We start from the raw sequence: 21,280 nt of genomic DNA, 5'->3' as shown, positions 1-21,280 counted from the left end.
CTTCGATTTTATAGTTTTTTTTGAAAGAGTTGATGCCCGCGCGGCGTTCTCCCCTGCTCAAGCAATGACACATAATGCCGCCCAGAAAAATGGGAGAGCCGCATGTATGAATTTGCCATTGCCTGGGACTGGCTGACATTTGCCGTGAGATGGCTGCATGTCATTACCGGCATCGCCTGGATCGGTTCGTCCTTTTACTTCGTCGCGCTCGACCTGGGTTTGAGACAGGGACAGGGCCTGCCGGTCGGTGCCTATGGCGAGGAATGGCAGGTCCACGGCGGCGGCTTCTATCATATCCAGAAATATCTGGTGGCGCCGGAAAACATGCCCGAGCACCTGATCTGGTTCAAATGGGAGTCCTACGTCACTTGGCTTTCGGGCTTCGGCATGCTTGCTCTTGTCTATTATGCCGGTGCCGACCTCTATCTGATCGATCCGAGCGTGCTCGACGTGTCGAAGCCGGCGGCGATTGCCATTTCGCTCGCTTCGCTCGCCTTCGGCTGGCTCGCCTATGATAGGGTCTGTCGCTCGCCGCTCGGCAACGACAACACCCGGCTGATGGTGCTGCTCTATTTCGTGCTTGTGGGCGTCGCATGGGGCTACACCCAGCTCTTCACCGGCCGTGCCGCCTATCTGCATCTCGGCGCATTCACGGCGACGATCATGTCGGCGAACGTGTTCTTCATCATCATTCCGAACCAGAAGAAGGTCGTCGCCGATCTGATCGCGGGTCGGACGCCGGACCCGGCACTCGGCAAGCAGGCAAAGCAGCGGTCGACCCATAACAACTACCTGACGCTGCCCGTGCTGTTCCTGATGCTGTCGAACCACTATCCGCTGGCCTTCGGCACTCAGTACAATTGGATGATCGCCTCGCTCGTCTTCCTAATGGGGGTCACGATCCGCCACTGGTTCAACACCCGCCACGCCCGCAAGGGCAGCCCCACCTGGACGTGGCTCGTCACGGCGGTGCTTTTCATCGTGATCATGTGGCTTTCGACCGTGCCCAAGGTTCTTTCCGAGGGCGGCGAAGCCCGAGCTTCAACGGCCGAACAGGCCGTTGTCGCGTCGGCGGACTTCGAAAAGGTACGCGACACCGTACTCGGCCGCTGCTCCATGTGTCATGCCAAGGAACCCGGCTGGGAGGGGCTCGTCGTGCCCCCGAAGGGTGTCGTCCTCGAAAACGACGGCGACATCGTCGCGCATGCCCGCGAGATTTATCTGCAGGCCGGGCGATCGCACGCCATGCCGCCCGCCAATGTCACCGGTGTAACCGAAGAAGAACGCCGCCTGCTGGTCTCCTGGTATGAAACCGCGGCGAAGGAAGGAAAGCTTCAATGAGTGAGTTGCTGATCCGCGGCCGGGTGCTGACCTTCGTCAAGGAGCCCGAGGGTATCGATGACACGGTTTCCTACTGCTTTTTCGAGGATGGCGCCGTGCTTGTCCGGAACGGCAAGGTCGCCGGTGTCGGTTCCCATGCTAACGTCGCGAAACAGGCAGGCGACGGCGTGAAGGTCGCCGATCATCGTCCCCACCTCGTCCTGCCGGGTCTCATCGATACGCATCTGCATTTCCCGCAGACGCAGGCGATCGCCTCCTATGGCGCGCAGCTTCTCGAGTGGCTGAACACCTATATCTTCGTCGAAGAGCAGAAGTTCAAAGCGCCTGAGCATGCGGCCTTTATCGCCGGCCGTTTCATGGACGAATTGCTCGCGAACGGCACCACGACCGCCGTCGCCTATTGCTCCGTACATCCGGAAAGCGTCGATGCCTTCTTCAAAGCGGCCGAGGCACGCGACATGCTGATGGTCGGCGGCAAGGTGATGATGGACCGCAATGCGCCGGACGCACTGCGCGACACGCCTCAGAATGGCTATGACGAGACCAAGCGTCTGATCGACAAGTGGCACGGCCGTGGCCGGGCGCATTATGCGATCAGCCCGCGTTTCGCCATCACCTCGACGCCGGAACAAATGGAGATGAGCCGGGCGCTTGTGGCGGAGAATCCCGACTGTTATGTCCAGACGCATCTTTCGGAAAACAAGGACGAGATCGCCTTCGCAACCTCGCTCTACCCGCAAGCGAAGGACTATACGGATATTTACGCGCGTTATGATCTTCTCGGCCGCAAGACGCTGCTCGGCCATTGCATCCATCTGAGCGACCGCGAGATATCCGTGCTTGCCGAGACCGGAGCGGTCGGCGTGTTCTGCCCGACGTCCAACCTCTTCCTCGGCAGCGGCTTGTTCGACCGCGATCGTTTCGACAGGCTCGGCGCCCGCTATTCCGTTGCAACCGATGTCGGCGCCGGGACGAGCTTCTCGATGCTGGAAACCATGGACGAGGCCTATAAGGTACTGCACCTGCAGGGCCAGCGGTTATCGCCGCTCAACTCGTTCTACATGATGACGCTGGGTAACGCCCGCGCGCTTGAGCTCGACCATTCGATAGGCTCGCTGCATGTCGGCGCTGATGCGGACATTGTCGTTCTCGACAGCCGCGCGAAGCCCGCGATGGAGTTGCGGATGCAAGTGGCCTCTTCGCTCGTCGAGGAGCTTTTCATCCTGCAGACGATGGGCGACGATCGCTCGGTGGCTGAAGTCTATGTCGCCGGCAAGCCGATGAAGCGCGGTGCGCGTGAGGCGTCTGCGCCCGCCCCCTCGGCGAAGATGGTCGAAACGGCCTGATCACGATCTTAAACGACCACGCCGGCCGGGACTTGTGTTCCGGCCGGTTGCAGTTTTCCGGCCGCTTGCGCGCCCACGGCACTGGTCAAGGCGTCGGCGGTTTCTCGCGCCATCAGGCCGCGGATGGCGGGTTTTGCATCCGTCATCTCTACGAAATGGCCGACATCGATATGCCGGCGATCGTCACCCGATATTTTTGAAGACCGTTGCCGCGAGGCCGTCCACTGTCACGATTGCAGAGTGCCGCTCGTCGCTCGAAGGAGAGCTCCGCACCGGCAAGAACCGGCGTCATATTCACGGATACACGTGTGCACGAAGCTGAAGTGCACTGTAATTTGATAATTAATTCAAAAGCCTACCGCAGACCAAAGAAAAAGCTATCGCTAAGCTAAATCGAATGTTCTGGACGCAACGGCAGTGCCGTCGAATGCTGCGTCCAACAGAGTATCGCAGCAAAAGCCGACTATCTCGGCAAGTGAACGATGCTCCAAAGCATGCAGTCAAGGGAGGTCAATTTTGGGCGAGCAATACGTCTGTAAGTCGTTCGAATTCAAGGACGGTGAACGGCGGATCATTCGGATCGGCGATGATGAAATCGGCGTGTTCAGGCACGAGGGCGAATTTTTCGCCTATAGCAATTATTGCGTTCACCAGGGTGGCCCGGCTTGCGAAGGGCTGATTATCGCGCGGGTCGAGGAGCGCCTGCGACCTGACAAGACATCAATGGGTCTCTTCTTTTCCGAGAAGGACATGAGCTTCGCCTGTCCCTGGCATGGCTATGAATACGATATGCGCACCGGCCAGCACATTGCCGATCGCAGAGTCCGCTTGCGCAAATATCAAGTCTTGCAGAAGGGGGAGGATGTCTATGTCGTCGTCTGAACGCATGGTCTCGGCCTGTGAACCCGATGCGGCGGAAAAGGTCGCCTTCGTGAAGGCTGTTTTCAAAGGCATCGAATCGGGAACCGAAGCGGCCCGGATCGTGGAGCGCAAAAAGCAGGGTGAGGCAGCAGCGCCGCAGGTGGAGCTGTTGCGCCGGATCCCGGCGCAACCATCGTCAGAATCTCAGCCTCTCCATCAGTTGTCGGCTTCCATGCTGGCAATGGCGGCCGAGATCGAGACGGCAGTTTCCGACGATGATCCTGGCCGCATCGATGTTGGCGCACAACAGGCGCTCATGAGCGCGCTTTGCCGGCTCTATGCGGCAAATGACGAACGAGGCAATCATTTCGACGTGCTCAGCGAACAGACGACGGTCACGGCAACCGATGCGATGGTTCTGTGCGGTGCGCTGCTCAAAGCCGTCGATCTGCAGGTGTTCGAGCTCGCCCTCTGGCAGAGCTGGAGTTCGCGATAACCGCAGCTTGCCTCAGCCAGACAATCTCTTTGAAAGCAAAGCCACCATGGACCTTATTTCCGATCGCGGCCGCCGCGTCCCTATCGAAGACCTCAACACGACCAGGCTTCTCGATCATGCCGCCAAGCAGGCGCGTGACCGCAGATATGAAGATGTGCTGATCGTAGATTGCGATGCGCATCATTACGAGAATGAAAATCTCTCCGAGATCATCCCCTTTATGGAAAACGAGGTCTTCAAGCAGCTCTCGCTTTCCAGCCGCACGAAAGGACGCGGTCATATTTCGCCGGTCGGCTACGGCTGGCAAGACATGGGTGGGCGCGTAACCCGTTATCCCATGCGGTCGTCAGAGAAGACGCCTGTCGAGAAGGGGCCGAAGCGGGATGTCGAGCTCGGCTTTCGCTGGATGGACGCAATGGGGGTCGATTATTCATGCCTCTTTCCGACGGGCATGCTGAATATCGGCCTGCATCCCCAGAAGGAAATGGAGTTCGAACTGTCCTGGGCCTATGCCCGCTGGGTGACCGAGAAGGTCCTGCCGGAATCGCAGGGTCGCATGTACACGATGCTGGGCCTGCCTTTCAGCGATCCGGAAGGCTGTCTGCGCATGGTGGAAACCTTCGGTGACCGCAAAGGCGTAGGCGGTTTCATGGTCACGTCCGTCCGAGAGAAGATGGCCGTCTATGACAACGCCTATATGAAGCTCTATCGGGCTCTGGAGGAGCGTGGGCTTGCGCTTGCATTCCATTCGGGGCCGAACTGGAACTCCTCGACCTTCCAAAGCTGCAACCGCTTTATTTCCGCGCACGCTCTCGGCTTTAGCTGGTTCAGCATTCTGCACTGCACCAACTGGGTTGTGAACGGCATGGGCGAGCGGTTCCCCAAGCTGCCGGTCATCTGGATCGAATCCGGGCTGGCATGGATCCCCTTCCTCATGCAGAAGCTCGATCATGAATTCATGCTCCGCCCCTCGGAATGTCCGCTTCTGAAGAAGAAGCCGTCGGACTACATGCGGGACATGTTCTATTCCACGCAGCCGATGGAAATCCAGGACATGCAGGCCCTGGAAACGACGTTTCGGATGATGAATGCCGAAACGCAGCTGATGTATGCTTCGGATTATCCTCACTGGGATTTCGACTTGCCGTCGACCATCTGGGATCTCCCTTTTCTCAGCGATAGGGCGAAGCACAACATCATCGGTGGAACAGCGGCCCGCCTCTTCAAGCTGGAGCCCCGCAATGACGCTCAACGGCAGAACCTGATCAAATATGGAAACTATCGGGGTTCGACCGCCGCACCGGCGCGGGAGCAGACGCCGCCCCAACCCGCTCTTTGAAGAAAGATCTACCGACGACCATCGGTCGGGCTGCTGTGGGAGGAATGGAAGTAATGGGAGATATCGTTTTCCCGGCGGAGCGCGCGCTCTTCTACGGCGGTGGCTGGCACGCTCCCGTCAGGGGCGGAGTGAAGCACAGCATCAGCCCGGCAACCGGCGAGGACCTCGGCCCGGTTCCGGAAGCGACCTTGGAAGATGCGGAACGGGCGATTGCTGCGGCGCAGAAGGGTTTTGAGGAATGGCGCAACGTCCTGCCGCTTGAGCGGGGCAAGATCATGAAGGAAGCGGCGGCGGTCATCCGCCGCCACGGTCCGGAACTGACCTTGCTCGATGCGGTCGATGGCGGCAATCCGATGACACCGATGGTCAAGGATGCGGTCTCGGCTGTCCAGAGATTTGAATATTTTGCAGGTCTCGTGACGGAGATGAAGGGAGCTTCGATACCGGTCGGGCCGGATGCCATCAATTTCTCCGTACGAGAACCGCTCGGTATCGTGGCCAGAATTACGGCGTTCAATCATCCATTCCAGTTCTGCGCGAGCAAGATCGCCTCCGCGCTGGCAGCCGGCAACGCCGTCATCCTGAAGCCGTCCGAACAGGCGCCACTGTCAGGGCTCCGCCTTGCAGAACTGATCGGTCCGCTTTTCCCTGCCGGGACGCTCAATGTGCTGACAGGCGGTCGCGAGTTCGGCCAGGTCTTGTCATCGCACCCGTCGATTGCGGCCGTCTCGCTCGTCGGCAGCGTTCCGACCGGCCGAGCGGTGATGCGTTCGGCAGCCGATACTCTGAAGAAGGTGGCGCTGGAGCTTGGAGGCAAGAATGCGCTCATCGCCTTTCCGGATGCCGATCCGGACCGTGTTGCGGCGGCAGCCGTCAGCGGCATGAACTACGCTTGGTGCGGTCAATCCTGCGGCTCGATGAGTCGCCTCTTCCTGCATGATGCCATTCATGACGAAGTTGTTGAGCGCATCGGCAAATATATCAGCCGCTTCAAGCCCGGCCTGCCAACCGACCCTGCAACGACTATGGGATCGCTGATTAGCCGCGCGCACTACGAAAAGGTTCTCGGGTATATCGAAACCGGGAAGCGGGAGGGAGCGCGCGTCGTCTATGGCGGTAAGCGACCCGATAATCCGGAGCTTGCAGAGGGCTGTTTTATCGAGCCGACAGTCTTCGTCGACGTGAAGCAATCGATGCGCATCGCCATGGAAGAGATCTTCGGCCCCGTGCAGTCGGTTATCCGGTGGTCTGATGAACACGCCATGCTGAAGGACGTCAATTGCGTCGAATACGGGCTGACCTCGTCGATCTACACCAACGACCTGGAAAAGGCGCATCGTGCGGCGGCGGCAGTTCAGGCGGGTTATATCTGGGTAAACAGCACCAGCCGGCACGTGCTCGGGGCGCCCTTCGGCGGCTACAAACAGTCTGGTCTGGGCCGCGAGGAGTGTCTCGAGGAACTCCTTGCCGCGACACAGGAGAAGAACATCAACATCCACTTCTCCGGGGCGCGGGCGCAAACGGCGTCGTGAGCGGTCGCCCCTGGTGGTGAGCGGCACAGCAGAGGACGTGTCCATCATCATCTGAAAAGACGTGAGCGTGCGGCGCGGTCGGATTGGATCTGCGCGGCCAGGGAGGCTTGTCGTTTGGAGGAATTGGCTGGCTGGGCAGCCACGTTGCCGAGGGTTCTCGGCAACAGTGTAGAGCGAAAGGGAGGAGTTCAATGACTATTTTTTCGAGAGGCATCGCAGCTGGTGCCGCTCTTCTTGCATGTGGATGGGCAACGGTTGCCATGGCGCAATCGGGGCCAGAATACTTCAACGGTAAAACGGTGAATTACATCATCGCGACCGAACCCGGCGGTGGTTATGACACCTATGGCCGACTGGTCTGCGAGTTCATGCAGAAGCACCTGCCGGGCTCGACCTTCGTCGTGCGCAACATGCCCGGGGCCGGCAACCTCCTTGGCGCAAATTACATCGCTGCGTCGACCCCGGACGGACTGACGATCGGTAGCTTCAACACGGGGCTGGTCTATAGCCAGCTCTCTGGAAACGAAGGCGTCAGGTTCGACCTCACGAAGATGTCGTGGATCGGCAAGGCAGCCTCGGATCCGCGTGTGGTTGTCGTAGCGGCTGACGCCAATATCAAGGATTTCAAGGAACTGCAGAGTCTCGACAAGAAGCTGAAGTTCTCCACTTCGGGAGCAGGCAGTGCGTCGGAGGTCAACACAACGATCCTGGTTAGCGCATTGAAGCTGCCGATTGATATCATCAGCGGCTACAGCGGCAATGACGACCAGCTCGCCATCATGCGGGGCGAAGTGCAGGGTGTGATCAGTTCGCGGTCGAGCTTCGAACCCTTCGTCAAGGAAGGCCATGGCAAGTTCCTTGCGCAGATTGGTGGCTCGGATACCGATGTTCCTCAGCTGGCAACGTTGGTCGACAACGCGGAAGCGCAAAAGGCCATCGCACTCGTTGAATCGCAGAGCGACATTTCGCGCCTTACCGTGGGTCCGGAGGGGATTCCCGACGACATCCTGAAGACGTTGCGGGACGCTTATTCCGCAGCAATATCCGATCCGGAGTTCGTCGCCAAAGCCGATAAGCTCGGTCTGCCGCTCGACCCGGCCATTGGTGACGAAGTCGCCGATCTGGTCAAGAAGGCACTCGATCAATCGCCGGAAATGGTCGGGTTTTTGAAGCAGGCCCTCAAGAAAGACTGATCGGCAAACGTTTCTGTTGGGCGGCGGCCTCCGCCGCTCATTTTCTTACCCAAGGAGCGGAATGCATGACGATGCAGGAGAAGGTTGATCCGAAGGCCAAGGCGCTGGAGGAGAGCGAAGGTTCGGCACCGTTCGGATGGCAGTCCGATGTGATCGCCGATCTGATCAAGCAATACGGTTTTCCCTTCATCACGCTCAATCCAGGCGCCAGTTATCGCGGCCTGCACGACTCGCTTGTCAATCACAATGGCAACACGCCGGAAATGCTGGTCTGCCTGCATGAAAAAATCGCCGTCGAGATCGCGCATGGCTATGCCAAGGCGACAGGTAAGCCGCTTGCCGTGATCGTCCACAACGTTGTCGGTCTGCTTCATGCGACCCTCGGCGTTTATACCGCCTACACGGACCGTGCGCCGGTTTTCTTGATCGGCGCCACCGGCCCGATGGACGAAGGAAAGCGCCGCCCCCGCGTCGATTGGGCTCATACGGCCAATGTTCAGGGCACCCAGGTGCGCGATTACGTCAAGTGGGATTACCAGCCAGGCGGCATCGACGGTGTCGTCGACAGTTTTGCCCGCGCCTATTCGATCATGATGACGGAGCCGCGCGGTCCGATCTACATGGTCTATGATGCCGCGCTGCAGGAAGCGCCCCTTGCTGCACCGGTTACCTTGCCGTCACCCGCTTCGGCAACGGTACCGAGCCGCATAGCACCCGATCCGAAAGCGCTGGAAGAAGCCGCGGACCGCCTCGTTTCGGCCGAATGGCCGGTGTTGCTTCCGCAATACGTCGGTTGCGATCCGAATGGCTTTTCCAATACTGTCGCGCTTGCCGAAGCGCTCGGTGCGCCTGTCGTCGACACGCAATGGCGTCTGAACTTCCCTACCGAGCATCCACTCGACATGCGCATGAACAAAGAGGTCTTCAAACAGGCCGATCTCATCACCTTGCTCGATTGTCGGGACTGGGAGCGACCGACCCACGTGAACGACCGGATCAACCGTACACTGCAACCTCTTTACCCGAAGGGGTGCGAGTGGCTGGACATCGGCTTTGCCGATATCGAAATTTCAAAATGGGCAGCCGATTATCAGCGCTACCCTGATTGTTCGCAGCGGCTGCTTGCCGATCCGGCCCTTGCAATGCCGGCGCTCACCTCGCTGATTTCAAAACGTTCCAGGGACGATAGACATCTTGCAAGGCGCATAGAGGAACGGTCGCACGCGGTGGCCGGGATGCATGATGCCCAACGCGCGAAATGGCGCGAGGAAGCGAGTGAGAACTGGAATGCCAGCCCGATTGCACTGCCGCGCCTTGCCAGCGAGGTGTGGGAGAAGATCAGGCATGAGGACTGGGTCCTGACCACGAACCCGTTCGAGGACTGGGCACCCAAGCTCTGGGATTTCGACAGGCATTATCGCTGGGCAGGCCGAGGTCTCGGTCCTGGAACACAGATAGGCATTTCCCTTGGCATCGCGCTTGCGCATCGCGGCACGGGTCGCCTGGTGGTCAATTGCCAGACGGACGGCGATCTGCTCTTCGATGTCGGCGCGCTTTGGTTCGCTGCCAAGCACAAGGTGCCGTTCCTCTGTGTCATGCACAACAACCGCGCCTATTACAACGATTGGGAACACCAGGTGACCGTGGCCGAACAGCGCGGGACGCCGGTCAACCGCGCGCATATCGGCATGGACTTGTTTGATCCTGCCCCCGATTTCGCAACGCTGGCCCGAGGATGCGGCTGGTATGCGGAAGGCCCAATCGAGGATCCGGCGGACATCGGCCCGGCACTGGAACGTGCCATTGCCAAAGTGAAAAGCGGCGTTCCCGCCCTGATCGACACGATTACTCAATTCACCGGTTGAACAACCGCTTGACGCTTGTCAAGAAAGGCGCATGCGTGAAAAGGTACGCATGCGCCGTAGTCTTGGCAAAAAGGGGCGAACTGATCCCTCAAGTGCGGACGAGAAGCAATGTCGTCACACTTTGGGAGGAACGTCACATAAATTTTCGGCAGTTGACCTATTTCCGCAAGGTTGTCGAGCTGGGCAACATGACAGCTGCGGCCGAAACGCTGAACGTCGCGCAACCTGCACTCGGCTCGCAGATCAAGCAGCTCGAAGGCGAGCTTGGCATCGAATTGCTTGTGCGGCATTCGCGCGGCATCACCCCAACCCCGGCCGGCAGACTTCTCTACACGCATGCGCAGCATATTCTCGATGATGTCGCGACGGCAGCCAACGAAGTCCGTGCGCTCAAGGCCGCCAAGCGGATTGAACTGCGGCTCGGCGTGGGTCGAACAATGTCAAAGCTACTCGGCCAAGATCTCTTGGCCGATGCGGACCAAACAATGCCAGATGTCACGGTCCGCGTCGTTGAAGAGGGGCCACCAACGCTGTTGCATGCATTGGAAGCGGGAGAAGTCGATGTCGCATTCCTCAACAATGTCGGTGAATGGTCCGGCTTGAAACGGACAGCGGTCCTGGAGGAGGATCTTCTGTTCGTCACCGCTTCGAGCCAGGCCGCACAGGAAGAAAGCATCGAATTTACAGAGGCTTTGCAATACGACCTTGCAATTGGCGGCGAACGCGGCGTTCTGCGTCATATTGTCGAAAGCGAAGCCAGGAGATTGTCGCTCGACGTTCGCATTGCCCATGAAGTTCATTCGATCGATTCAATCGCGTCTGGCGCCGCGGCGATGATCATGCCCTACAGCTTGATCGCTAAAGAAGTGCGCGAAGGAACGCTCGCCGCTCGCCGCATCATAAAGCCTGCCCTCACGCGTACGCTCTATATGGTTCGGCGACATTCCGAAGTGCCGGTTCTGGACGACCAGCGTGTGATTGATCATCTCCAGAGGCTGATGGATGTCTATCTGAGCTTGGTCAAACCATGGGCACGACTGCTCTCATAGTACAGTTGCATAATTGACGGTCCGCGGGGCGGAGGTGCGCGCCAATAGAAGCTGCCGCCGGAATTTGCCTTCCGCTACAGTTCCTCCGGCCGCTTGCCGCCCATCGCGCGTGTCAGGGCATCGGCGGTTTCTCTGACCATCGGCCCGAGGGTGGCGAGCTTTTCGTCGGTTACCCGGACCGAGGGGCCCGAGATCGATATGCCGGCGATCGTCTCGCCATATTCGTTGAAGATCGGGGCCGCAACGCAGCGCATGCCAAGCGTGTGCTCCTCGTCGTCGATCGACCAGCCCCTGAGCCGTGTTTCCTGAATGTCCCGCAACAGGCCGGGCAGCGTATCACGTGTCTTCTCGGTAAAGTGGATGAGGGTTCGGCCGGACATCAACTGGCCGATTTCCTTGTCGGACCACGTCGACAGGATAGCCTTGCCGATGCCCGACGCGTGGACCGGGCCACGCCGCCCCGGCCGGAAGAAAGCCCGCATCGGCGCATGGCTCTCGACCTGAGAGATGAAGACGACATCGCCGCCTTCCTCGATACCGATATTGGCCGTTTCGCCGCTGGCCTCCATCAGTCCTTTGAGGAACGGGCGGCTAATCGTCCCGAGCTTGCGAAAGCGCAGAAAGGCATTGCCGATTTCGAAGGCCTTGAGGCCGACCGTCCACACACCCGTGTCGCTATCGTTCATGACCATGCCGTGGGAGGCGAGCGAGGTGAGCAGCCGGTGCACGGTCGAGGGCGCCATGCCGGTGCGCTCCGAAAGCGAGGTCAGCGTCGAGTCGTCGTTTTCGGCAACGATCGCCAGGAGCGCCAGGCTGCGGTCGAGCACTTGCACGGACGATGGCGCGGCATTCTCGGCGGCCTTGCGGCCGCGCTTTCCCTTGCCCGTCAACTCCATGAATCATTCTCCAAATCGGTTGCCTCGGTCCATCTTCCTCTACCGCGATTGCATTCGATTTTCTCCTTTTTGTTGAAGATCTTTATTTCCATATGATGGAAATGATTTCCATTTATTAATTGATGAAATCGGGAAATGGATTATCGTCCTAATTCAAACAGGAGGAGTTTCCATGGCCAAGATGCGCGCGGTCGATGCGGCAGTTTATGTTCTGGAAAAGGAGGGGATCGATTGCGCGTTCGGTGTTCCGGGCGCCGCAATCAACCCACTCTATTCGGCTTTGAAGGCGCGCGGGTCGATCCGCCACATTCTCGCCCGTCACGTCGAAGGCGCCTCGCATATGGCGGAAGGCTATACGCGGGCCAGGCACGGCAACATCGGTGTCTGCATCGGCACCTCGGGCCCGGCCGGCACGGACATGATCACCGGCCTCTATTCGGCCTCCGCCGACTCGATCCCGATCCTCTGCATCACCGGCCAGGCGCCGCGCGCCCGCCTCGACAAGGAGGATTTCCAGGCCGTCGATATCGCTTCGATCGCAGGCCCTGTCACGAAATGGGCGGTCACGGTCATGGAGCCAGCCCTGGTCCCATTCGTCTTCCAGAAGGCGTTTCACCTGATGCGTTCCGGCAGACCGGGTCCGGTTCTCATCGACCTCCCGGTCGATGTTCAACTCGCCGAGATCGAGTTCGACCCGGAAACCTATTCGCCACTTGAGCCCTATAAGCCGTCGGCGACCCGCGCGCAGGCCGAAAAGGCCATCGCCATGCTGAACGAGGCCGAGCGACCGCTGATCGTCGCGGGTGGCGGCATCATCAATGCCGACGCTTCGGACCTTCTGGTCGAATTCGCCGAGATCACCGGCATCCCGGTCGTTCCGACATTGATGGGCTGGGGCACGATCCCGGACGACCACCCGCTGATGGCCGGCATGTGCGGCCTGCAGACGTCTCATCGCTACGGCAACGCGACGCTGCTCGCCTCCGACTTCGTGCTCGGCGTGGGCAATCGCTGGGCCAACCGCCACACGGGCAACGTCCCGACCTATACCGAAGGCCGGAAGTTCGTTCATGTCGATATCGAGCCGACCCAGATCGGTCGTGTCTTTGCGCCGGATTTCGGCATCGTCTCGGACGCGGGTGCGGCGCTCAAGCTCTTCCTCGACGTTGCCACCGAATGGAAGACCGCCGGCAAATTGCGCGACTGGTCGGCCTGGGCCGAAGAGTGCCGCGAGCGCAAGCGCACAATGCTGCGCAAGACCCACTTCGACCAGACGCCGCTCAAGCCACAGCGGGTCTACGAGGAAATGAACCGGGCCTTCGGCCGCGACACTTGCTACGTCTCGACCATCGGCCTCAGCCAGATCGCCGGTGCGCAGTTCCTGCACGTCTACAAGCCGCGCAACTGGATCAATTGCGGCCAGGCGGGTCCGCTCGGCTGGACGCTGCCGGCAGCACTAGGCGTCAGGGCTGCCGATCCAGACCGGCCGATCGTCGCGCTTTCCGGTGATTATGATTTCCAGTTCCTGATCGAGGAACTCGCCGTCGGCGCGCAGCACAAGCTGCCCTATCTGCATGTGGTCGTGAACAATTCCTATCTCGGCCTCATCCGCCAGGCGCAGCGCGGCTTCAACATGGATTTCGAGGTCAGCCTCGCCTTCGACAACATCAATGCCGGCGGCGATGCCGAGAAGGGTTACGGCGTCGATCACGTCGCGGTCGCCGAAGGTCTGGGCTGCAAGGCGATCCGCGTCCGCAGCCCCAACGAATTCGCTGAAGCCTTCGACAAGGCGCGGGCGCTGATGGATGAACATCGGGTCCCTGTCGTCATCGAGTTCATTCTCGAGCGCGTAACGAACATCGCCATGGGCGCCGACATCAACGCCGTCGTCGAATTCGAGGAACTCGCCGCCCGTGGTGAGGACGTGCCGACGGCGATCGCCGCCCTTCTCGACTGAGAACAATCAAAGCGGGACGAGGAAAAGTGTGTGCGGTTTTTCCGCCCGCGTCCCGCGTCAACTTCCAGGAGGAACAATCGCATGCCGAGATTTGCTGCGAACCTGACCATGCTGTTCAACGAGGCGCCGTTCCTCGATCGCTTTGCGCTGGCCGCCAAGGCGGGCTTCGAGGGGGTGGAATATCTCTTCCCCTATGAGTTCGAGAAGATGGCGTTGCGTGCCGCACTCGACCGTCATGGCTTGACCCAGGTTCTGCACAACTTGCCGGCCGGCGACTGGGCGCGCGGCGAGCGCGGCATCGCCATTCTTCCGGACCGTATCGACGAATTCCGCAAAGGCGTTGCGACCGCCATCGACTACGCGACCGCGCTCGATTGCAAGCAGGTCAATTGCCTCGTCGGCATCGCGCCGGACGGCGTCTCCGACAATATCCTGCGCACGACGCTGGTTGCGAACCTGAAGCTCGCGGCAACCGAACTCGGCAAGAGTGGCATCCGCCTCCTGATCGAGCCGATCAACCGATTCGATATTCCGGGTTTTTATCTCAACACCGTGGAGCAGGCGGCCTCTATCATCGCCGAGGTCGGGAGCGACAATCTCTTCATCCAGTACGATCTTTATCACCAGCAGCGCACGCAGGGTGAATTGGCCGGCACCTACAAGCGCTTCGCCGACCGCATCGCCCACGTCCAGCTTGCCGACAATCCGGGTCGCAACGAACCTGGCACCGGTGAGATCAACTATCCCTTCGTATTCGACGCGCTGGAGGCGGCCGGCTACGACGGCTGGATCGGGTGCGAATACAAGCCGCTCACGACGACGGCCGATGGGCTGGGCTGGCTGGGTGCCGAGCGCAAGCGCAAGCAGTCCGCAGACATCATCAAAATCAGGAGCTAAGCACGATGGCATCTATCGGTTTCATTGGACTGGGTATCATGGGCACGCCGATGGCGCGTCACCTGCAGGATGCCGGGCATACGATCATCACGTCGAAATTCGCCATCCCGCCGCGCCAGGAGCTCGTCGATAACGGCCTCAGATTTGTCGAGACGCCGAAGGCGCTCGCCGAGACCGTCGATACGATCATCCTGATGCTGCCGGACACGCCGGAAGTGAAGGATGTCCTCTTCGGCGAGAACGGCGTCTTCTACGGCCTTGATAGGGGCAAGCTGGTCATCGACATGAGCTCGATCTCGCCGATCGAAACGAAGGAATTCGCCAGGAGGGTTCGTGAAACGGGCGCGGAATACCTCGACGCGCCAGTTTCCGGCGGCGAAGTCGGGGCAAGGAATGCCTCGCTGAGCATCATGGCCGGCGGCTCGCAGGAATCGTTCGATCGCGCCCTGCCGCTGTTCAAGCTGATGGGCAAGAACATCACCCTTGTCGGCGACTGCGGCGACGGCCAGGTCACCAAGGTTGCCAACCAGATCATCGTTGCACTGACGATCGAGGCAGTCTCCGAAGCGTTGGTCTTTGCGTCCAAGGCCGGTGCCGATCCGGCACGGGTGCGTGAGGCGCTGATGGGCGGCTTTGCTTCCTCGCGCATTCTCGAGGTCCATGGCGACCGGATGATCAAGCGCACCTTCGATCCGGGTTTCCGTATCTCGCTGCACCAGAAGGATCTCAATCTGGCCCTGCAGGGCGCAAAGAGCCTCGGCATCTCGCTGCCGAACACGGCGGCCACCCAGGAACTCTTCAACAATTGCGCAGCCAACGGCGACAGCGGGCTCGACCATTCCGGCCTCGTTCGGGCGCTCGAGCGGATGGCCAACCATCAGGTTGCATAGGTTCGAAGGGGCAGAACGTTTCATGGGCTTCGAAGAAGCCTTGAAACGTTCATCCGTGGGGCGGCAGTGAGGAGGCCGCCGCCCTTCATTTTCTGGGAGACATAAACGTGGCACCGATCGCCGACCCGCGCGCCTTTCTCGAAACGCTGTTCACTTCGGCCGTCGCCGCTGCCGATCCCGCCCTCGTCATCGCCTCGAACCTGCCGGAAAGGCCGAAGGGGCGGACCGTTGTCGTCGGGGCGGGGAAGGGTGCCGCGCAGATGGCGCACGCCTTCGAAAGCCTCTGGCACGATCCGCTGAGCGGTGCCGTCGTCACCCGCTACGGCTTCGGCGTTCATTGCGAACGCATCGAGGTGCTGGAGGCCGCCCATCCCGTGCCGGACGAAAGCGGGCTGCATGCCTCGAAACGCCTTCTCGCCGAGGTTCGCGGCCTGACCAAGGACGATCTGGTCGTGGCGCTGATCTGCGGCGGCGGCTCTGCGCTCCTGCCTTCGCCACCGGCCGGCCTGTCGTTGCAGGATGAAATCGCCTTCAATCGCGCTCTTCTCGCCTCCGGCGCGCCGATCAGCGCCATGAACTGCGTGCGCAAGCATGTGTCAACGATCAAGGGCGGCAGGCTCGCAGCGGCCGCCTATCCCGCGAAAGTCGTCTCACTTGTCGTCTCCGACATCCCGGGCGACGATCCGGCGCTGGTCGCCTCCGGTCCGACGATCGCCGACGAAAGCACGCGCCGGGACGCCTTGAAGATTGTCGCGCGCTACGGGCTGTCGTTGCCGGAAAAGGTCATGCAGTGGCTGGCGACGGATGCTGCGGACGCGCCGACGCCGTCCGATCCGAGGTTTGCCCGAAACGAAGTGCGCCTGATCGCCTCCGCCGCCGTCTCGCTGGAGGCTGCGGCCGCGCGTGCCCGTGAAGCCGGGATCGAGGCGATCATCCTTTCCGACGCGATCGAAGGCGAGGCACGCGAAGTCGGGCGCGTCCATGCCGCAATCGCGCGCGAAGTGGCTCAGCGCAGCCGCCCGTTCTCGAAGCCGGTCGTCGTCCTCTCGGGTGGCGAAACGACCGTGACTATCAAGGGCGAGGGAAAGGGCGGCCGCAACAGCGAATTCCTCTTATCGCTGGCACTCGGTATCGACGGCATCCAAGGTGTATCTGCGCTGGCTGCCGACACCGATGGCATCGACGGTTCGGAAGACAATGCCGGCGCCTTTGCCGACAGCACGACGATTGCCAGGCTCAGGGGAGAGCGGTTGGACCCGTCAGCACTGCTTCAATGCAACGATAGCTGGACCGCATTCGATGCACTCGGCGATATCTTCAAGCCGGGACCCACAGGCACCAATGTCAACGATTTTCGAGCCATCCTCGTACAGTAGGGTGGCGTCGAAACGGCCCGGCGGCGCTGAGCCGCCGCCGAGCCTGATGGGTGCTACCGGCTTCTACTCGGTCCCGATCGCAATACGCTTGGACTTGCTCTGGCTCTGCTCCGTTTTCGGAAGCGTGACGCTCAGTACGCCGTTCTTGAACGACGCTTTGACCTTGCCTTCGTCAATGTCGTATCCAAGCGGAATGCGCCGTTCGAAGCGGCCATAGTAGCGTTCGGAAAACTGCTTTTCCTTGTCCTCGCTCTCGGCACGCTTTTCGCCGCGCAGCCTCAGAACGCCCTCGGAGAAGGATAGCTCGATATCCTTCTCGTCGAGCCCGGGTAGTTCCGCCGTGACCTTGATCTCGTTATCGCGGTCGGTGACTTCGACATTGGGCCAACCGGCACCGAAACCAGGATGGTTCGGCAGCGCAAAGGGCATTCCTTGATCGAAATTGCGGAAGACGTCGTCGAACAGCCGGTTCATTTCCCGATGAAGCATCAGGAACGGATTGCGGTCGCCATCGTGATAGGTTGTCGGCACGTGCTCCTGGGCGCGGCCCCATGGAATGAGATCACGTACGTTCATTGTTCAGCTCCTTTTCCTTTGTCTTTATAGCCGTCCGCCAAAGCAACGGCGGCGACGGCGCTTGCCGGCCTTCGGCATAAGGCCGTCGCCAGCATGCCCTAGGCGGCGTGCTTGCCGCCTTCGGCCCGCTCGCGGTCCTCGATCGGGGGCAGTGTGTCAGCCTGATGAATTTCGATCCGATGTGGCTTCATCTGCTCGGGCAACTCACGGACGAGATCGACTGCCAACAGACCGTTGGCGAGGTTGGCACCTGTGACCGTCACATGATCAGCCAACTGGAAGCGGCGGTCGAAATTGCGGCCAGCAATGCCGCGATAGAGATATTCGGCCTTGTCTTCTCCGGGCTTTTCGCCGCGAACGACAAGAAGATGCGGCTCGTGCGTAACCGTTATCTCCTCGGGCGCGAAGCCGGCGACTGACATGACGATGCGATACTGGTTATCGCCGACGCGAAGAATGTCGTAGGGCGGCCAATTGTCGGTTGGCGCCAGACGGCTCGCTGCGTCGAGCAGGTCGAAAACGTGGTCAAATCCCACGCTTGACCGAGACAGGGGCGAAAAGTCGAGTGTTGTTCTCATAGCCATATCCTCCTTGAGCAACATGGACGATGAGGAGCAGCGTCGAAGAGGACGATGCCCCTCGACTGCGAACCCCGAAAGGCGGCCCGCAAGTGCGATTTAGTGACTTCCGCAGCGGTTTCAAGGGGTTGTGCCGGCCGCGGCCGGGATGATCCGGCGGCACGCAAGAAGGTGGATGCAAGTCTTTGTAATATCGTGGAAAATTTCGACGCGCCCGCGCCTTGATTTTCAGGGATCGGGGCCAATATCTGTGTCATCGATCCATTGATGGCGCCTGAAAGGAGGAAGCAATGCTTCTCAATGAGATTCCGTGGACAAATCCCATCACCGTACGCCTTTCAAGTGGTATCAAGCACACCTTCAATTCCGTATACGAAGCCCTGGACTTTCTCGAAAATGAGTGGCCGCTACGCAATGGCCAGCGCTACGAACGTGCGGTACGCACGTGCCGCGGCGCGCTCAACCGGATGACGCCGGCCGCGATCGCCCGAGAGGCTTTCGTCGCCGCCTGCCTTGAAGCCGAAATGCCGATCGTGATGGCGGGCCATCCATCGCACCGGCAGGCGGGTGAAGGCAAATCAACCCGGCGTGCGTGAGGAAGAGTGAGTGCCGTCCACCGATCCAAAATGGACGATCGGTGGACGGGCGCGAAGTCGCCCGGAACCCGCCGCGCCTGATGCCGTCCGGAAACGGAATTACTCTACAAAAACGCGAACGCTTGCCGCCCGCCCCGCAGCATCGATGACCGTGAGAGTGGAATAGCCGCCGCCGTCGGGCAGCCATTGGCTGGTGCGGCGGCGAGTGACATCGGGTAACGGCCGGCCATTGGCGAGCCATCGGAACGGGGCGCGACCGCCCTGCAACTTGAGGGTCAGCGGCATCATCGTTTCACTGTTGGTCCCGCCAAGCTCCACGCGCGCGCCCTCCGGCGGAAAGACGATCTGCGGCGCCGGCTCGCGGGCCGATGCTGAGAGCAGGCCGCTCGCCGTCATCGAAAAGCGCCGCTGGCTGATCGGCAGGTCGGCCTGCGCAAAACGCACGGCACCAGCCGGGGGATCCGGCAGCGGCGTGATGGCAATCCCCGATTTGGCAAAGCCTTCGAAAAGGATCGGTGCGGCGGCACCGTAACCGGTCAGACCTGGCACTGCGCCGTTGTCCGGGCGGCCGACCCACACGCCCAGCACATAGCGGCCGTCGAAACCGACGGACCAGGCATCGCGATAACCGTAGCTGGTGCCGGTCTTGTAGGCGATGCCGCGCTGGCGGCTGCCCGCGGGCGGCAATACGTCTGAGAGGATATCGGCGATCTGCCAGGCGGCAACGGTCGAGAGCAGCGGCTCGCCGTCAATGAGGCCCGCCTTGCCCTCGATGCCGTCGCCGAGCCGCACCGGCCAGCCGCGATTGGCCAGGCCCGCGTAAAGCTGAACGAGATCACGCAAGCTGATGCCGAGGCCGCCGAGGCCAATCGCGAGCCCCGGTGCCTCATTGGGCGGCAGGGCAGGGCGCACATCGGCCCGGCGGAATCGCACCATCAGTCGGGCCGGGCCGACAGCATCGAGCAGGCGGATCGCCGGCACATTGAGCGAGAGCTGCAGCGCCTGCCGGATGCTGACGTCGCCCTGATAACTCATGTCGAAGTTGCGCGGGCGATAGCCGAAGAAATCCGCCGGCCGGTCCTCGATGATGGTTTCCTGGGCAACCAGTCCCTCCTCGAACGCAAGCCCGTAGATGAAGGGCTTCAGCGTCGAACCTGGCGAGCGCGTGACCCGCGTCATGTCGGTCCAGCCGGCGCGGCTCGCGTCGAAGTAGTCGGCCGAACCGACCTCGCCGACGATCTCGCCGCTGCGGACATCGGCCATTACCATGGCGACGGAGACCTTCGGCCCGAGCTTCGCCGCCCCCTCGCGCGCAACGGCTTCGAGCCCGCGCTGAATGTCGCGTCGTAGTGTCGTATGGTGTTGAAGGATCGTCGGCTCCTTCCGACGCGCCACTTCCGCAAGATGTGCTGCATAGGCGGGAAGCTGGAGCCGCCGGGTTGGTATGGCAGCCACCGCCGCCCGTTCGGCCTCGCCGTCCCCGATTGCGTTGGCAACCGCCGCACGGCCGAGGACCCGTTTGCGGGCAGCTTCTGCGGCGGCGAGATTGCGGTCGGGACGACGCTTTTCCGGCAATTGCGGCAGCGCGACGAGAAGCGCCGCCTCGGCAACCGAGAGACGGCGCGGCTCCTTGCCGAACCAGGCGAGGCTTGCGGCGCGCACCCCTTCGAGATTGCCGCCATAGGGCGCATGGGTGAGGTAGAGATCGAGGATCTGGTCCTTGCTGAGGCGAAGCTCGATCTGGATGGCGCGGACGAGTTGCAGAAGTTTCGCCGGCAGCGTCCGCTCTCCGCGCGGTTCGATCAGCCTTGCCACCTGCATCGAGAGCGTCGATGCGCCGGAAACGATGCGGCCGCTTGTGACGAACTGCAGCACCGCGCGACCCAGCGCCAAGGGGTCGACTCCGTGGTGATCGCGAAAGCGCTGGTCCTCATAGGCGATCAACATGTTCAGAAAGCGTGGGTCGACATCTTCCACGGTGGTCTTCAGCCGCCACAGACCATCCTTGGTCGCGAAAGCGCGCAGCAGGCGGCCGTCTTTGTCCAGCACCTCGGCAGAGACGGTACCGGCTTCCTCGAGCGGCGGCGGAAAGGCCTTGTCCGCCCATTCGAGGCCGACGATTGTGAGCGCGGTGAGGACGAGGACGATCGGCAGTGCGATCAAAATCGCGCCGAGGCGGGGATGTCGAAAACAATCGGGTTTGACCGTGCCGACCGCACCCCCCTCTGCCCTGCCGGGCATCTCCCCCACAAGGGGGGAGATCGGCGAGTGGCCACGCTTCGGTCCCCAACCCCCGCCGGAATTGGAGGCGACATCTCCGGCTGATGGACGCCTCTCAAGCTCGATGGCCGCCGGGGAGCGAGCGGCCGCATCCCTGTTCTCCTCCCCTGTGGGGGAGACGTCCGGCAGGGCAGAGGGGGGTGGCGCCGGAACAACGCCCTTGCGGCTCATCCCGAAGCCGATGAAAAGCTTTCGCAGGAAGGACATGGCGC

The 21,280-nt window shown here is 61.1% G+C and carries 18 protein-coding genes; 14 read left to right on the top strand and 4 right to left on the bottom strand.

The features are described from left to right. The first annotated feature begins 102 nt into the window (after positions 1-102). The 9 genes from FKV68_RS30710 to FKV68_RS30670 all read left to right on the top strand — a co-directional run bounded on the left by FKV68_RS30710 (position 103) and on the right by FKV68_RS30670 (position 11,022). On the top strand, positions 103-1,341 hold the full coding sequence (locus tag FKV68_RS30710) for a urate hydroxylase PuuD (protein ID WP_180942673.1): 1,239 nt from the start codon (positions 103-105) through the stop codon (positions 1,339-1,341). Then, complete coding sequence (gene guaD, locus FKV68_RS30705; RefSeq protein WP_180942672.1) at positions 1,338-2,687, top strand: guanine deaminase; 1,350 nt, start codon at positions 1,338-1,340, stop codon at positions 2,685-2,687. Before FKV68_RS30710 ends, guaD begins: the two co-directional genes overlap by 4 nt. A 516-nt stretch (positions 2,688-3,203) precedes the next feature. Next, positions 3,204-3,569 (top strand): Rieske (2Fe-2S) protein, encoded by a 366-nt coding sequence (locus tag FKV68_RS30700; RefSeq protein ID WP_180942671.1) that lies wholly within the window; start codon positions 3,204-3,206, stop codon positions 3,567-3,569. Beyond that, complete coding sequence (locus FKV68_RS30695; RefSeq protein WP_180942670.1) at positions 3,556-4,044, top strand: hypothetical protein; 489 nt, start codon at positions 3,556-3,558, stop codon at positions 4,042-4,044. The genes FKV68_RS30700 and FKV68_RS30695 overlap by 14 nt, the downstream gene beginning before the upstream one ends. A gap of 46 nt (positions 4,045-4,090) precedes the next feature. Beyond that, positions 4,091-5,383 carry an amidohydrolase family protein gene (locus FKV68_RS30690; RefSeq protein WP_180942669.1) on the top strand — a complete coding sequence of 431 codons (1,293 nt, stop codon included), beginning with the start codon at positions 4,091-4,093 and terminating at the stop codon, positions 5,381-5,383. A 53-nt stretch (positions 5,384-5,436) separates the two neighbouring features. Then, entirely contained in the window at positions 5,437-6,915 is a 1,479-nt protein-coding gene (locus tag FKV68_RS30685) for an aldehyde dehydrogenase family protein (protein ID WP_180942668.1), read from the top strand. A gap of 83 nt (positions 6,916-6,998) precedes the next feature. Then, positions 6,999-8,108, top strand: coding sequence for a Bug family tripartite tricarboxylate transporter substrate binding protein (locus FKV68_RS30680; protein ID WP_180942667.1), 1,110 nt, complete (start codon positions 6,999-7,001; stop codon positions 8,106-8,108). Positions 8,109-8,173: 65 nt separating this feature from the next. Beyond that, complete coding sequence (locus FKV68_RS30675; RefSeq protein WP_180942666.1) at positions 8,174-9,973, top strand: thiamine pyrophosphate-binding protein; 1,800 nt, start codon at positions 8,174-8,176, stop codon at positions 9,971-9,973. Between the two features lie 8 nt (positions 9,974-9,981). Further along, positions 9,982-11,022: a LysR family transcriptional regulator gene (locus FKV68_RS30670; protein ID WP_180942665.1), complete on the top strand. Its 1,041-nt coding sequence runs from the start codon at positions 9,982-9,984 to the stop codon at positions 11,020-11,022. A gap of 74 nt (positions 11,023-11,096) precedes the next feature. On the opposite strand, the gene FKV68_RS30665 is transcribed toward FKV68_RS30670, so the two are convergent. Further along, complete coding sequence (locus FKV68_RS30665; RefSeq protein ID WP_180942664.1) at positions 11,097-11,918, bottom strand: IclR family transcriptional regulator; 822 nt, start codon at positions 11,916-11,918, stop codon at positions 11,097-11,099. Between the two features lie 172 nt (positions 11,919-12,090). Between FKV68_RS30665 and gcl the strand changes: the two genes are divergently transcribed. The 4 genes from gcl to FKV68_RS30645 all read left to right on the top strand — a co-directional run bounded on the left by gcl (position 12,091) and on the right by FKV68_RS30645 (position 17,038). Beyond that, complete coding sequence (gene gcl / locus FKV68_RS30660) at positions 12,091-13,875, top strand: glyoxylate carboligase (RefSeq protein WP_180942663.1); 1,785 nt, start codon at positions 12,091-12,093, stop codon at positions 13,873-13,875. A gap of 81 nt (positions 13,876-13,956) precedes the next feature. Further along, on the top strand, positions 13,957-14,772 hold the full coding sequence (gene hyi / locus FKV68_RS30655) for a hydroxypyruvate isomerase (protein ID WP_180942662.1): 816 nt from the start codon (positions 13,957-13,959) through the stop codon (positions 14,770-14,772). A gap of 5 nt (positions 14,773-14,777) precedes the next feature. Then, complete coding sequence (glxR, locus tag FKV68_RS30650; protein ID WP_180942661.1) at positions 14,778-15,662, top strand: 2-hydroxy-3-oxopropionate reductase; 885 nt, start codon at positions 14,778-14,780, stop codon at positions 15,660-15,662. A 107-nt stretch (positions 15,663-15,769) separates the two neighbouring features. Next, a complete protein-coding gene (locus tag FKV68_RS30645) occupies positions 15,770-17,038 on the top strand; it encodes a glycerate kinase type-2 family protein (protein ID WP_180942660.1) in 1,269 nt (422 codons plus the stop codon). 63 nt (positions 17,039-17,101) lie between these two features. Here FKV68_RS30645 and FKV68_RS30640 read toward each other — a convergent pair whose 3' ends face one another. Together FKV68_RS30640 and FKV68_RS30635 are read right to left on the bottom strand one after the other, a co-directional pair. Continuing rightward, positions 17,102-17,614, bottom strand: a complete 513-nt coding sequence (locus FKV68_RS30640; RefSeq protein ID WP_180942659.1) for an Hsp20/alpha crystallin family protein — start codon at positions 17,612-17,614, stop codon at positions 17,102-17,104. Positions 17,615-17,712: 98 nt separating this feature from the next. Further along, a complete protein-coding gene (locus FKV68_RS30635; protein WP_180942658.1) occupies positions 17,713-18,192 on the bottom strand; it encodes an Hsp20 family protein in 480 nt (159 codons plus the stop codon). Between the two features lie 290 nt (positions 18,193-18,482). Here FKV68_RS30635 and FKV68_RS30630 point away from each other — a divergent pair, with 290 nt between their 5' ends. Continuing rightward, positions 18,483-18,788 (top strand): DUF982 domain-containing protein, encoded by a 306-nt coding sequence (locus FKV68_RS30630; protein ID WP_180942657.1) that lies wholly within the window; start codon positions 18,483-18,485, stop codon positions 18,786-18,788. A gap of 99 nt (positions 18,789-18,887) precedes the next feature. On the opposite strand, the gene pbpC is transcribed toward FKV68_RS30630, so the two are convergent. Then, entirely contained in the window at positions 18,888-21,275 is a 2,388-nt protein-coding gene (gene pbpC, locus FKV68_RS30625) for a penicillin-binding protein 1C (protein ID WP_245181887.1), read from the bottom strand. Between the last annotated feature and the right edge of the window lie 5 nt (positions 21,276-21,280).

The sequence above is a fragment of the Sinorhizobium mexicanum genome (assembly GCF_013488225.1).
In the GTDB taxonomy this organism is placed as follows: Bacteria; Pseudomonadota; Alphaproteobacteria; order Rhizobiales; family Rhizobiaceae; genus Sinorhizobium; species Sinorhizobium mexicanum.
The sequence above is the reverse complement of the archived record's forward strand: the minus strand, read 5'-3'. Positions and strand labels throughout refer to the sequence as shown.

Bases quoted from the DNA above. Each gene is read 5' to 3' on its own strand.
- FKV68_RS30710 (WP_180942673.1), top strand. From the start codon at position 103: ATGTATGAATTTGCCATTGCCTGGGACTGGCTGACATTTGCCGTGAGA.
- guaD (WP_180942672.1), top strand. From the start codon at position 1,338: ATGAGTGAGTTGCTGATCCGCGGCCGGGTGCTGACCTTCGTCAAGGAG.
- FKV68_RS30695 (WP_180942670.1), top strand. From the start codon at position 3,556: ATGTCGTCGTCTGAACGCATGGTCTCGGCCTGTGAACCCGATGCGGCG.
- FKV68_RS30690 (WP_180942669.1), top strand. From the start codon at position 4,091: ATGGACCTTATTTCCGATCGCGGCCGCCGCGTCCCTATCGAAGACCTC.
- FKV68_RS30685 (WP_180942668.1), top strand. From the start codon at position 5,437: ATGGGAGATATCGTTTTCCCGGCGGAGCGCGCGCTCTTCTACGGCGGT.
- FKV68_RS30675 (WP_180942666.1), top strand. From the start codon at position 8,174: ATGACGATGCAGGAGAAGGTTGATCCGAAGGCCAAGGCGCTGGAGGAG.
- FKV68_RS30665 (WP_180942664.1), bottom strand. From the start codon at position 11,918: ATGGAGTTGACGGGCAAGGGAAAGCGCGGCCGCAAGGCCGCCGAGAAT.
- gcl (WP_180942663.1), top strand. From the start codon at position 12,091: ATGGCCAAGATGCGCGCGGTCGATGCGGCAGTTTATGTTCTGGAAAAG.
- hyi (WP_180942662.1), top strand. From the start codon at position 13,957: ATGCCGAGATTTGCTGCGAACCTGACCATGCTGTTCAACGAGGCGCCG.
- glxR (WP_180942661.1), top strand. From the start codon at position 14,778: ATGGCATCTATCGGTTTCATTGGACTGGGTATCATGGGCACGCCGATG.
- FKV68_RS30640 (WP_180942659.1), bottom strand. From the start codon at position 17,614: ATGAACGTACGTGATCTCATTCCATGGGGCCGCGCCCAGGAGCACGTG.
- FKV68_RS30635 (WP_180942658.1), bottom strand. From the start codon at position 18,192: ATGAGAACAACACTCGACTTTTCGCCCCTGTCTCGGTCAAGCGTGGGA.
- FKV68_RS30630 (WP_180942657.1), top strand. From the start codon at position 18,483: ATGCTTCTCAATGAGATTCCGTGGACAAATCCCATCACCGTACGCCTT.
- pbpC (WP_245181887.1), bottom strand. From the start codon at position 21,275: ATGTCCTTCCTGCGAAAGCTTTTCATCGGCTTCGGGATGAGCCGCAAG.